Genomic DNA, 12542 nt, shown 5'->3' with positions numbered 1-12542 from the left:
CCTCCGGCGGACAAGAAAACTGTCACCCATGCTATCGGTCCATTCTGTTACCTATCTATCCGGTTCGGACACCTGAAGGGCGGATGAGGGGCAGCGCGAACTTTGGTGAATGGCCGCGCATAGCCTACGTCATGTGCGTGGAAGATGACCTCATGAGTCTGGCGCTGCCCCTCATCGCCCTGCCGGGCATTTCTCCCCGTATAGTGACGGGGAGAAAACCCCTAATTCACCGTCGGTCGGGTCCCCGGCAGATCCAGCGAAAACGCGGGAATAGCGACGTCGAACGTCTCGCCCTTTTTGTTGCGCATGGTGTAGTGGCCGACCATGAAGCCGGACGGCGTCGAGAGCGGGCAGCCTGACGTGTATTGATAGCTGTCGCCGGGATTGAGCTCAGGCTGGTCGCCGACCACGCCGGCGCCGCGCACTTCCTCGACCCGGCCGCTGCCGTCGATGATGTGCCAGTAACGCGCCATAAGCTGCACGAAATCGTCCGACTGGTTGTCGATGGTCACCTGGTAGCCCCAGACATAACGGTTCTCCGCCGGGTCCGAGCGGTCCTCCAGGTAGAACGGTCTGACCTGCACTTCGATGTTGCGCGTGACGGCGCGATACATGGGCTGCTCCGGTTGCGCGGCAAGGAACATTTGTCGCGCTATGCGGTTTGATACGCGCACAACGGCATGTCCTGCCAGCCTCAAAGCGGAGGTGCCGACAAACAATGTCATTTAAGTGACACATGACAGTGTTGGTGTGCGCAAACCTTGCCGGCGACTCAAGGCCCATCTGTCGACTGACAAAGCAGCCGCGAGCGGCCTTTCCGGAGTGACCAGATCTCATGGAACTAGCTCTCACAGCCGCCTTCGCTTCCTCCGCTTTGCTTCTTTCCAATCTCGCCAGCATCCTGCTTGCTTCGTCGAAACTGCAAGCGCGTCGCCTTATCCCTCCGCCGTCCGACGAGCAGCCACCGGTCTCGATCGTCGTGCCGTCGCGCGGCGTGGAGCCGTTCACACAAGAGACGCTGCAGCGAGCCTTCTCGCTCGACTGGCCGCGCTACGAACTGATCTTCTGCGTCGCTCACGCCGACGATCCCGTCGTCAAACTGATAAACAGGGCGATCGTCCTGTTTCCCAACGTGCCGGCCCGGCTGCTGATCGGCGACGACCGCGTCAGCAGCAACCCGAAGCTCAACAACTGCGTCAAGGGCTGGGAAGCGGCGCGCAATCATTGGGTTATTCTGGCGGATTCCAACGTGCTGATGCCTAGGGATTACGTCCAGCACCTGATGGCGGCCTGGCGGACCAATACCGGGCTTATCTGCTCGACGCCGATCGGCTCGCGGCCGGATGGCTTCTGGGCCGAGGTCGAATGCGCGTTCCTCAACACGCTGCAGGCGCGCTGGCAATATGCCGGCGAGGCGCTCGGTCTCGGCTTTGCCCAAGGCAAGAGCATGCTGTGGAACAAGCCGATGCTCGATACCAGTGGCGGTATCCGCGCGCTGGCCGCCGAGATCGCCGAGGATGCTGCTGCAACCAAGCTGGTCAACGGACTGGGCCTGCGCGTCAATCTCGTTGCCTCGCCTTTCGAGCAACCACTGGGGCAGCGCCGACTTGCCGACATCTGGTCGCGCCAGGCGCGCTGGGCGCGGTTGCGCCGCGTCACTTTCCCGCTGTTTTTCGCACCCGAGATCCTGACCGGCGTCGCCGTGCCGTTGGCGTTGGCGCTGGTGGCGGCAGCAAGTGCCGGCGTCAGCCTGCCGGCCACGGTGTTGGCCGTGCTGGCGGCGGCCTACATTCCCGAATGCGCGCTGGCCGCGGCCAAGGGCTGGCACCTGTCGCTGCGCATGGTCCCCGCGATGATGGTCCGCGACGTTATGCTTCCCGCCATCTGGGCGCGCGGCTGGCTGAGCGGCGCCGTCGACTGGCGCGGCAACACCATGACCATCGGCACCAAGACGGCCGAACTGGAAGAGGTTTCGTCGGGAGCGTGACGCCTCGCGGCCTACCCGGCTGCCTTCAGCGCCTGCGCAACGTCCTCCAGCAGATCGTCCGTATCCTCAAGACCGACCGACAGCCTGAGCGTTCCCGGCCCGATGCCAAGCTCGGCGCGAGCTTCGTCGCTGAGGTTCTTGTGCGTGGTGGTCGCCGGATGGGTGATCAGGCTCTTGGCGTCGCCGAGATTGTTGGAGATCAGCACGATGTCGAGCGCGTTCTGCAAGGCGAAGGCCGCCTGCTTGCCGCCCTTCACGTCGAGGCAGATCAGCGTCGATCCGCCCGTCATCTGCTTCTTGACGATGTCGGCCTGCGGGTGGTCGGCGCGGCCGGGATAGATGACGCGGGCGATTTCCGGCCGTCCTGCCAGGAAATCCGCGATCTTGGCCGCGCTTTCAGTCTGCTGGCGCACCCGAACTGGCAGCGTCTCCAGGCCCTTGAGCAGCGTCCAGGCGTTGAACGGCGACAGGCTCGGGCCGGTGTGGCGGAAATAGTCGTGCAAATTCTCGTCGATCCATTTCTTGTCCGACAGGATGATGCCGCCGAGACAGCGTCCCTGGCCGTCAATGTGCTTGGTCGCGGAGTAGACGACGATATGGGCGCCGAGCTGCAAGGGCTTCTGCTGCAAGGGCGTGGCGAAGACATTGTCGACGATCAGCCTGGCGCCGATCGAGGTGGCGAGCGCCGCCACCGCTGCGATGTCGACCACTTCCAGCGTCGGATTGGTCGGGCTTTCCAGGAAGAACAGTTTCGTGTTCGGCCGCACCGCCTTTTCCCAGTTGGCGATGTCGGTGCCGTCGACCAGCGTTGCCTCGATGCCGTATTTCGGCGCCAGCGTCTCCACCACCCAGCGGCAGGAGCCGAACAGCGCGCGCGCCGCAACGATGTGGTCGCCGGCCTTGGCGCTGCACAGGAGCGCTGCCGTCACCGCCGCCATGCCCGACGCCGTGGCGCGGGCATCTTCGGCACCCTCCAGCGCGCACATGCGCTTTTCGAACATGTCGACGGTAGGGTTGGCGTAGCGCGAATAGATGAAGCCCGGCTCCTCGCCCTTGAAACGGGCTTCCGCAGCCTGCGCCGTTTCATAGACATAGCCTTGAGTGAGATACATCGCTTCCGACGTCTCGCCGAACTGGGAACGCAGTGTTCCCCCGTGCACGAGTGCGGTCTGAGGCTTCCAGTTACGCTTATTGGTGCTCATCGCTTTTGTTCCAGACACAAAAAAACCGGCCGCGAAAGTCGCAACCGGTCCATATGGCCTTGCGGCCCGACGGTCCTTTAGCGACTTGTTTAACGTGGCTGCAAGCCGACCGGCCAAATCACCACGGGATAACGACCCTTTAGACCTCACCTGCGCTTGCGTCAATTGCCGGCTTCATTAAGAGGTTTGTACCAGGCAGGTTCCGCAATAATATCCAGCGGTTTTGCGGCAAGAACCTGCCACAAAGAGACCGACCTTGGAGCGGAGCCAGCCTTTTGCGGCAGACAGGCATTCTTCCCGATCAGGACATTTCCGCGCTGTTTCAGTCCGGCGCGCTGAAGTCGCCGCGCGCGCTCGATGTCGACCAGGTGCAGCCGGCGAGCCTCGATCTCAGGCTCGGCGACAAGGCTTTTCGCGTGCGCGCCTCCTTCCTGCCGGGTCCCGATCATCTGGTGGCCGACAAGCTTCACCGGCTGAAATTGCACGAATTCAGTCTCGCCGAGGGCGCGGTGCTGGAAACCGGCTGCGTCTACATCGTGCCGCTGCTCGAAAGCCTGGCGCTGCCCGCAAACGTGTCGGCCTCGGCCAACCCGAAGAGCTCGACCGGCCGGCTCGACATCTTCACCCGGGTGATGACCGATCGCGGCCATGAGTTCGACAAGATCGCCCCCGGCTATCACGGGCCGCTTTATCTCGAAGTCAGTCCGCGCACCTTCCCGATCGTCGTACGCGCCGGATCGAGGCTGTCGCAGATCCGCTTTCGCACCGGCAACGCGCTGTTGTCGGAGGCAGAACTGAACGAATTGCACCGCGCCGAGATGCTGGTGGCGACCGAGCCGCCCAACATTTCCGGCGGCGGCATTGCGCTGTCGATCGATCTTGACGGCGACCAGAACGGCCTGGTCGGCTATCGCGGCAAGCATCACACCGGCTTGGTCGATGTCGACAAGCGCGCCGCCCAGGATGCCGTCGATTTCTGGGAGCCGCTCTATAAGAGCGGCGCCGGCGAACTGGTGCTCGACCCGGACGAGTTCTACATCCTGGTCAGCCGCGAAGCCGTGCACGTGCCGCCGCTCTACGCCGCCGAGATGACGCCCTTCGATCCGCTGGTTGGCGAATTCCGTGTTCACTATGCCGGCTTCTTCGATCCGGGCTTCGGCCATTCGGCCTCAGGCGGCACCGGCAGCCGGGCGGTGCTCGAAGTGCGCAGCCACGAAGTGCCGTTCATCCTCGACCACGGCCAGATCGTCGGCCGGCTGGTCTACGAACACATGCTGAAGCGGCCGCAGGCGCTTTACGGCACCGATCTCGGCTCGAATTACCAGGCGCAAGGCCTCAAGCTCTCCAAGCATTTCCGCCCCGCCGGCTGAACCTTCGATCACCGTCAGGCAAAATACTTGCCTGCGCTGCCTCACCATGCTTGGCTGCCTTTCGGTGGCCGGCAAGAGAACGGCGCGCAAGGGGAACCAAAATGCAGATTTCAAGATGGATCATATCGGCAGCGGGCGCTGCCATGCTGGTGATATCGGCCGGCTCGCTGGCTGAGGCGCAGGAGAAATTGAAGATCGGCACCGAGGGCGCTTATCCGCCCTTCAACACCATCACCGCGGACGGCAAGATCGAGGGCTTCGACATCGACATTGCCAATGCGCTGTGTGCGCAGATGAAGGTCGAGTGCGAGATCGTCACCCAGGACTGGGACGGCATCATCCCGGCGCTGCAGGCGAAAAAGTTCGACGCCATCATCGCCTCGATGAGCATCACCGAGGAGCGCAAGAAACAGGTCGCCTTCACCAACAAATACTACACGACGCCGCTGGCGCTGGTGGCGCCCAAGGACAGCGACCTCACTTCCACCGAACCGGCAGCCCTTGCCGGCAAGACGGTGGGCGCGCAGGCCTCGACCACCCAGGCCGACTATGCGCAGGACGCCTATGGCAAGGCCGGCGCCGAGGCGAAACTCTACCCCACCCAGGAAGAGGCGATCACCGACTTGCAGAACGGCCGTCTCGACGCCGTCATCTCCGACAATTCGTGCTGATGGACTGGCTGAAGAAGGCGAGCGACGGCTGCTGCAAGCTTGTCGGTGACGTCAAGGGCACCGAGACGCAAGCCGGCATCGCTGTCCGCCTGGAGGACACGGCACTTCGCGACAAGCTCAACGGGGCGATAGACGCCATCGTCGCCGACGGCACTTACAAGAAGATCCAGGCCAAGTATTTCGATTTCGATATCTATTGAGTCCCGTCCGCCGGCGTCAGCCGCGAAAGAGATACGATTTCGCGGCTCCAAGGCAGGCATGAAAATGGCCGATAAACAGCAGTTCGCGTGCGGCCAAACGTTTCCTGCCCCAAAAGCCTTCGGTCAGTTTGACCTCGTCGAGCGAAGCGTTTGAGCCGCGCTTCAACGGGAACAACTGCTTGTCGAGGCAACCGAGGACATGGGCCTTGGCGGAGTCGATGCCGCAGACCTTGCCATTGTTGTTCAGCCTGTCGCTGCGAAGCGCTGATGTCGTGTGATCCGTCACCTGGGCTTTCGAATAGCCGGTTGCTAGAAGACGGCTCGTCATCGCCAAACGGGCTTCACGATAGGACTTCGGGCTGCACTGGCCGGCGCTAAAGGCCACCGACGGTTGGGTCAGGAACAGGGCCACGCCCGTGAACACAATGACAAGCCGCATTCCGTTCATTTCCGGCTCCCAAATTGTGATGCTGCCTCAAAGCGCCTTCACCGCCACCTTAACCGGCTGCTCAATCTCCAGCGGGTTGCGCAGCGGCAGGCCGAAATCCGCGGCCTCGATCTCGAAAACGTCGCCGGCCTGAGTCTTGATGCCGTCGGCAAAGGACAGCGTCGCCGTGCCGAACATGTGCACATGCACGTCGCCCGGCTGGCGGAAGGCCGAATATTTGAAGTGATGATGTTCGAGATTGGCGATTGTGTGCGACATGTTCGCTTCGCCCGACAGGAACGGCTTTTCCCACAGCAAATTGCTGTCGCGATAGATTCGCGATGAGCCCCTGACGTCGGCCGGCAGGTCGCCGATCAGGATTTCCGGCCCGAACGAGGCGTTGCGCAGTTTGGAATGTGCCAGGAACAGATAGTTCACCCGCTCGGTAACATGATCGGAAAACTCGTTCGACAGCGTGAAGCCGACGCGGAACGGCGCGCCGTCGTCGCCGATGACATAGATGCCGGCGATTTCCGGCTCCTCGCCGGCGTCCTGCGCAAAGGCCGGCGACATCAGTGCGGCGCCCGGCGCCACCGCCATGGTGCCGTTGCCCTTGTAGAACCATTCCGGCTGCACGCCGGTCTGGCCCTTGGCCGGCTTGCCGCCTTCGAGCCCCATGCGGAACATCTTCATGGAATCGGTAAGCTGCTCCTCGCCGCCATCGCTGAGCTTCTTGTGCATGGAATCGCGCGTCGCCGCCGAGCCGAGATGGGTCAGGCCGGTGCCGGTCAGATGCAGATGCGCAGGATCGGGATGGTTGATCGGGGACACCAGCCGGCCCTTCTTGTAGACGGCGTCGAGGTCTATCGCTTCACCGAACCCCTTGCGTTCGATCAGCGCGGCGAGGGCCGTTCCGGTGCGCGCGGCTTCCATGGCCAGCGAATAGACGCTGCGGGCGCCGTTGATGATCCTGGTCTTGCCGCCGCCATTGCGGGCGACGACGCGGATGGTCTCGGCGTCGTCGAGGATCTGGGAGATCAGCATGATTAAATCCTCTCTCATGTGCTTGGCCTTGGATGCCTCTTGGCAAACCTTGACCTGCGCGGCTCGGACCTAGCCGCGCCACGGGTTGAACTCTTCGTCCGGATTGCGCTCGCGAACTTGATCCCTCGGGGGACTTCTTATGCCGACAATTTGCCGGCTGCGCCGCGATCGTATGCCTCCTGCTTGCCTCGCCTGAAGCTTGTCAGGCCTTGTTCTTGTTGTAGACGTCGAAGATCACGGCGCCGAGCAGCACCAGGCCTTTGACCACCTGCTGCCAGTCGACATTGACGCCCATGATCGACATGCCGTTGTTCATCACGCCCATGATGAAGCCGCCGACGACCGCCCCGATGACCTGGCCGACGCCGCCCATCGCCGAGGCGCCGCCGATGAACACTGCGGCGATGACGTCGAGCTCCGAGCCGAGACCCGCCGCCGGCACCGCCTGGCCGAGACGAGCCGCGATGATCAGGCCGCCAAGCGCCGACAGCACGCCCATATTGATGAACACCAACAGCGTCAGCCGCTCGGTGTTGATGCCCGACAGCTGCGCCGCCTTGGGATTGCCGCCCATGGCGTAGATGCGCCTCCCGATGGTCATGCGCTTGGTGACGAAGACGAACAGCGTGATCAGCACGCCCATGACCAGCAGCACCACGGGCAGGCCGCGGTAGCTGGCAAACTCATAGACCAGGAACAGCGCCAGCGCGCTGGCGACCAGCGTCTTGACGACGAACAGGGTGAAGGGCTCGGCCTCATAACCATGGCGTTCTCGTTTGCGCCGGGTGCGGACCCCGAAATAGGCATAGGCGAGCACGGCGATCAGCCCCAGCACGACCGTCGTCATGTGCAGGGTCACGCCGCTGCCCATGATGGTCTTGCCGGCTGCGTTCACGACCGGCGGGACGAGCGTCAGTGGGCCGATCACATCCGGGATGAAGCCGGAACTGAGCATCTTGAAGTCGTCGGGAAGCGGACCCACCGACGAGCCGCCGCCAAGCAACGCCTGGCAAATGCCGCGGAAGATCAGCATTCCGGCCAGCGTGACAATGAAGCTCGGTATCCGGTGATAGGCGATCCAATACCCTTGCGCGGCGCCGATCAGGCCACCCGCGACCAGGCAGACGATCGAAACCACCAGGGGATTGCTCAGCGGTCCGAGTTGCCAGATGACCATCATGTTTGCCGCCAGCGCGCCAATGAAACCGGCTACCGATCCGACGCTGAGGTCGATATAGCCCGATACGATCACCAGCAGCATGCCCAGCGCCATCACGATGATGAAGGAGTTCTGCTGCACCAGATTGCTGAGGTTGACCGGCTTGAACAACGTCCCCGACGTGGTGAACTGGAAGAACAGCATGATGACGATCAGGGCTATGATCAGTCCGTATTCGCGTAAATTCGTCGCCAGCGCCGAGACGGCGATGCGCGGGCGCTGTTCGTCGGCGACGTTGCCCTGCGGGGCGGGGGCGCTTTCGGTGCTCATGCTGCTTTTCCTTCTCCCCGGACGATGGCGCGCATTATCTTTTCCTGGCTTGCTTCCGCCGCCGGCATTTCGCCCACCATGCGCCCTTCGTTCATGACGTAGATGCGGTCGGTAATCCCTAGCAATTCCGGCATTTCCGACGAGATGACCACGATCGCCTTACCCTCCGAGGCAAGGCGCGCGATGATCGTGTAGATTTCATACTTGGCGCCGACATCGATGCCGCGTGTCGGCTCGTCGAGGATCAGCACGTCAGGATCGGCAAACAGCCATTTCGACAGCACCACCTTCTGCTGGTTGCCGCCGGAAAGATTGCCGGTCATCTGATAGACGCTTGACGCACGGATATTGGTCTTCTTGCGATAGTCTTTGGCGACCGCAAGTTCGCGCATGTCGTCGATCACGCTGTGGCGCGACACGCCGTCGAGATTGGCCAGCGTAATGTTATGCTTGATATGGTCGATGAGGTTGAGGCCGTAGGTCTTGCGGTCCTCAGTGACATAGGCGATGCCGTGTTGAACCGCCTTGCTTACCGAGGAGACATCGACCGGCTTGCCCTTGAGCAGCACTTCGCCGGTGATGCGACGGCCATAGGAGCGGCCGAACAGGCTCATGGCGAATTCGGTGCGGCCGGCGCCCATCAGCCCGGCGATGCCGACCACCTCGCCCTTGCGCACATTGATGTCGATGCCCTTGATCACCTGCCGCTCGGCATGGAGCGGGTGATAGACCGACCAGTTCTTCACCTCGAACACGACTTCGCCGATCTTGGGCTCGCGCGGCGGATAGCGGTCGTCGAGCGAACGGCCGACCATCGAGGTGATGATGCGGTCTTCGGAGATATCCTTCTTGGCCAGCGTCTCGATGGTGCGCCCGTCACGGATGACGGTTACCTTGTCGGCGACCCGGTTGATCTCGTTGAGCTTGTGCGAGATCAGGATCGAGGTCATGCCTTGTCGCTTGAATTCGAGCAGAAGATCGAGCAGCGCCTGGCTGTCTTTCTCGCTGAGCGACGCGGTCGGCTCATCGAGGATCAAAAGCTTGACGTCCTTGCTCAGCGCCTTGGCGATCTCGACCAACTGCTGCTTGCCGACGCCGATATTGGTGATCAGTGTCTTGGGGTCCTCCCTGAGGCCCACCTTCTTCAACAGGGCAGCGGTGCGCGCCTCGTTGGCATCCCAGTCGATGACGCCGTATCGGGCGTTTTCGTTGCCGAGGAAGATATTTTCGGTGATCGACAGCATCGGCACCAGCGCTAGCTCCTGGTGGATGATGACGATGCCCTTGTGTTCGCTGTCATGGATACCTTTGAACTGGCATTCCTGACCCTGAAAAATGATCTGGCCGTCATATGTGCCGGCGGGATAGACGCCCGACAGAACTTTCATCAGCGTCGACTTGCCGGCGCCGTTCTCGCCAACCACGGCGTGGATCTCGCCTTCTTCGACGCTGAGGTTGACGTTCGACAGCGCCTTCACGCCGGGGAACGTCTTGGTGATGTCGCGCATCTCCAAAATCGTCGTCATCAGGGCAAGCTCCTCCTGTTGCATGTCGCTCAAAAGTGCTTGCGGTTTGAGACAACGACATGCACGCAAATAAAGTCCGGTAGAAACAATACCGGGGTCGCTTGTGAACGGAAAGGGGTCCTGCGTCGCGCAGGACCCCTGTCTTTCTAAACGGATTACTTCAGTTCGTCGGCCTTGATGTAGCCGGAGTCGACGACCAGTGCCTGGTAGTTCGACTTGTCGACCTCATGCGGCGTCAAAAGGATCGAGGGGACGACCTTGACGTCGTTGTTGTAGGTCTTTTCATCGAGGCCGTCCGGCTTGCCGCCCGAGAGCACCTTGTCGACGAGTTCGACGGTGGCCTTGGCCAGTTCGCGGGTGTCCTTGAACACGGTCGAGTATTGCTCGCCCGTGATGATCAGCTTGACCGAAGCAGTCTCGGCGTCCTGGCCGGTCACGATCGGCCACGGCTGGGCGTCGGTGCCGTAACCGACGGCGCGCAGCGAAGCGGTGATGCCGCGCGACAGGCCGTCATAGGGCGAAAGAACGCCATCGACGCGGCTGCCGTCCGAGTAGTTGGCCGACAGCAGGTTGTCCATGCGCGCCTGGGCGGTGGCGGCGAGCCAGCGCAGCGTGCCGACCTTGTCCATGCCGGTCTGGCCGGACTTGATCTTGATCGAGCCGTCATCGATCAGCGGCTGCAGCACCGAGATTGCGCCGTTGTAGAAGAAGAAGGCGTTGTTGTCGTCCGGCGAGCCGCCGAACAGTTCGACGTTCCACGGCTTGGTGTTCGGGAAGCGCTCCTTGAGGCCCTTGACCAGCGAGTTCGCCTGGATCACGCCGACGCCGAAATTGTCGAAGGTGGTGTAGTAATCGACATTGGCGGTCTTCTTGATCAGGCGGTCATAGGCGACGACGACGACGCCGGCGTCAGCGGCCTTCTGCAGCGCGTCCGACAGGGTCGTGCCGTCGATCGAAGCGATGATCAGCGCCTTCGGGCCCTTGGTGATTTCGTTTTCCAGCTGGCTGAGCTGGTTGGGGATGTCGTCCTGAGCGTACTGCAGGTCGACCGTGTAGCCGAGAGCTTCGAGCTGGGACTTGACGGCATCGCCGTCATTGATCCAGCGCTGCGAGGTCTTGGTCGGCATCAGCACGCCGACAAGACCCTTGTCGGCTGCATGCGCCGAGTAGGTCATGGCAGCGATGCCAAGGGCCGCGACGGCGGCCAGTGTCTTGATGATTTTCACGTAAAACTCTCCCTGGTTGATGGACGCGACACCTCGGGGCTTCGCGGGCCGCGCAGTCGGGCGGATGCGCCAAAGCGCCGCCGCCGTCATAATCGATCTCCGGTATCCTCCCAATCGGCCCTCAGATTTAAATCGATACGATTTTGCTCGTCATCGACCGTCAAGTCTTGAGGACGCGCGAAAGTGTGACCCTTTGCCATAACTGTCAAATGCGATCTTCGGTGGTTGCTATACCAGAACCGGTATATGACTAAACCGGGCTGGAACAGTGGCGGAAGCGGGAAAAGGCATGGCGGCTTTACGAGGTCCTCAGGGAATTTCAAGCGGTTACGATGAATTGCCGGGCGATGGCGAGACACTTCTGCGTAGCGGCTTGAGCCTGCGTCACATGCGCATGATCGCAGCACTCGACGATCACGGTCGGGTGAGTGCTGCCGCCCAGGTGATGAACATCTCGCAGCCGGCGGCCTCGCGCATGATTTCCGAGATGGAAGCGGTGCTCGAGGTGAAGCTCTGCGAAAGGCTGCCGCGCGGCATCACACTCACCCCTTACGGCAAGGCGCTGGCCCGGCGCGCGCGCTCGATCCTGCTCGAAATGCGCGAGGCCGACCGCGAAATATCGGAGCTCAAGGCCGGCAAGGGCGGCTCGGTGTTCCTTGGCGCGGTGACGGCGCCGGCGATCGAACTGGCGGTCCCGGCGATCCGCGAGATACGCCGCCTCTATCCGCGCATCGAGATTACCATGCAGGTCGAGACGTCGAATGTGCTGGCGCGCGAACTGATCGCCACGCGCCATGATTTCATCATCGCCCGTGTCCCCGAAGACCTCAATCCGCGCCTGTTCGAATCGCGCGTCATCGGCGTCGAGAAGGCCTGCCTGATCGTGCGCCGAGGCCACCCGCTGAGCAACGGCCATCCTCTAAACAATGGGAAGGCGGTGAGGCTGGAGGACACCGCCGCCTTCGACTGGGTGTTCCAGTCGGGCGGGTCGCCGCTGCGCCAGGCGATGGAGAGCAATTTCCTGAACCGCAACATCGCCCTGCCGGACCGCATCCTCAACACCTCGTCGCTGCTGCTCACACTGGTCATGGTGGCGCAGTCCGACGCCATCGCCCCGGTGTCGATCCAGGTGGCAAAATTCATCCAGAACCCCGACGGTCTCGCCGGCGCCATCGATGTCGTCCAGACCGAGTTCGACATCGAGGTCCGCCCCTACAGCCTGATCACGGTGAAGAACCGCGTGCTGTCGCCGGCAGCCAAGATGCTGCACGATTTTATCTTGCGGGAAGTGGGATAGGAACTGGAGCGGGTAGAGGGAATCGAACCCTCGCGTTCAGCTTGGGAAGCTGACAAGCTACCATTACATCATACCCGCGTCGGCCTCTCGATATCATGATGGG

Annotated in this window: 10 protein-coding genes, 1 tRNA gene, 1 pseudogene and 1 riboswitch; of the genes and pseudogenes, 4 read left to right on the top strand and 8 right to left on the bottom strand. The window is 62.2% G+C overall.

The window, feature by feature from the left end:
• Positions 1 to 221: 221 nt before the first annotated feature.
• Positions 222 to 614: a Co2+/Mg2+ efflux protein ApaG gene (apaG, locus tag X730_RS138900; protein ID WP_023827402.1), complete on the bottom strand. Its 393-nt coding sequence runs from the start codon at positions 612 to 614 to the stop codon at positions 222 to 224.
• 221 nt (positions 615 to 835) lie between these two features.
• On the opposite strand from apaG, the gene X730_RS138905 reads away from it, so the two are divergent.
• Complete coding sequence (locus X730_RS138905; protein WP_023827401.1) at positions 836 to 1987, top strand: ceramide glucosyltransferase; 1152 nt, start codon at positions 836 to 838, stop codon at positions 1985 to 1987.
• Between the two features lie 11 nt (positions 1988 to 1998).
• Here X730_RS138905 and X730_RS138910 read toward each other — a convergent pair whose 3' ends face one another.
• The gene (locus X730_RS138910) at positions 1999 to 3189 is read right to left on the bottom strand and encodes an O-succinylhomoserine sulfhydrylase (protein WP_023827400.1); all 1191 of its coding nucleotides are present in this window, start codon (positions 3187 to 3189) and stop codon (positions 1999 to 2001) included.
• A 57-nt stretch (positions 3190 to 3246) separates the two neighbouring features.
• Positions 3247 to 3324: riboswitch (SAM riboswitch) on the bottom strand.
• Between the two features lie 140 nt (positions 3325 to 3464).
• Here X730_RS138910 and X730_RS138915 point away from each other — a divergent pair.
• Positions 3465 to 4559 (top strand): 2'-deoxycytidine 5'-triphosphate deaminase, encoded by a 1095-nt coding sequence (locus tag X730_RS138915; RefSeq protein ID WP_023699517.1) that lies wholly within the window; start codon positions 3465 to 3467, stop codon positions 4557 to 4559.
• A gap of 101 nt (positions 4560 to 4660) precedes the next feature.
• Positions 4661 to 5430: pseudogene (locus X730_RS01000000164825) on the top strand (transporter substrate-binding domain-containing protein).
• Positions 5431 to 5446: 16 nt separating this feature from the next.
• Here X730_RS01000000164825 and X730_RS138920 read toward each other — a convergent pair.
• From X730_RS138920 to chvE, 5 genes are all read right to left on the bottom strand, one after another.
• Positions 5447 to 5878 carry a hypothetical protein gene (locus X730_RS138920; protein ID WP_155922527.1) on the bottom strand — a complete coding sequence of 144 codons (432 nt, stop codon included), beginning with the start codon at positions 5876 to 5878 and terminating at the stop codon, positions 5447 to 5449.
• 27 nt (positions 5879 to 5905) lie between these two features.
• Positions 5906 to 6901, bottom strand: a complete 996-nt coding sequence (gene araD1, locus X730_RS138925) for an AraD1 family protein (RefSeq protein ID WP_023730974.1) — start codon at positions 6899 to 6901, stop codon at positions 5906 to 5908.
• 202 nt (positions 6902 to 7103) lie between these two features.
• Positions 7104 to 8390 (bottom strand): multiple monosaccharide ABC transporter permease, encoded by a 1287-nt coding sequence (mmsB, locus tag X730_RS138930; protein ID WP_023827398.1) that lies wholly within the window; start codon positions 8388 to 8390, stop codon positions 7104 to 7106.
• Entirely contained in the window at positions 8387 to 9919 is a 1533-nt protein-coding gene (gene mmsA, locus X730_RS138935; RefSeq protein WP_031197346.1) for a multiple monosaccharide ABC transporter ATP-binding protein, read from the bottom strand. The genes mmsB and mmsA overlap by 4 nt, the downstream gene beginning before the upstream one ends.
• 152 nt (positions 9920 to 10071) lie before the next feature.
• Entirely contained in the window at positions 10072 to 11142 is a 1071-nt protein-coding gene (chvE, locus tag X730_RS138940; RefSeq protein ID WP_023681943.1) for a multiple monosaccharide ABC transporter substrate-binding protein, read from the bottom strand.
• Positions 11143 to 11431: 289 nt separating this feature from the next.
• Between chvE and X730_RS138945 the strand changes: the two genes are divergently transcribed.
• Positions 11432 to 12439, top strand: a complete 1008-nt coding sequence (locus tag X730_RS138945; protein ID WP_023681942.1) for a LysR family transcriptional regulator — start codon at positions 11432 to 11434, stop codon at positions 12437 to 12439.
• A 4-nt stretch (positions 12440 to 12443) separates the two neighbouring features.
• On the opposite strand, the gene X730_RS138950 is transcribed toward X730_RS138945, so the two are convergent.
• A tRNA-Gly gene (locus tag X730_RS138950) sits at positions 12444 to 12517 on the bottom strand.
• Positions 12518 to 12542 lie beyond the last annotated feature (25 nt).

It is taken from the genome of Mesorhizobium sp. L103C131B0 (assembly GCF_000502275.1).
In the GTDB taxonomy this organism is placed as follows: domain Bacteria; phylum Pseudomonadota; class Alphaproteobacteria; order Rhizobiales; family Rhizobiaceae; genus Mesorhizobium.
The sequence above is the reverse complement of the archived record's forward strand: the minus strand, read 5'-3'. Positions and strand labels throughout refer to the sequence as shown.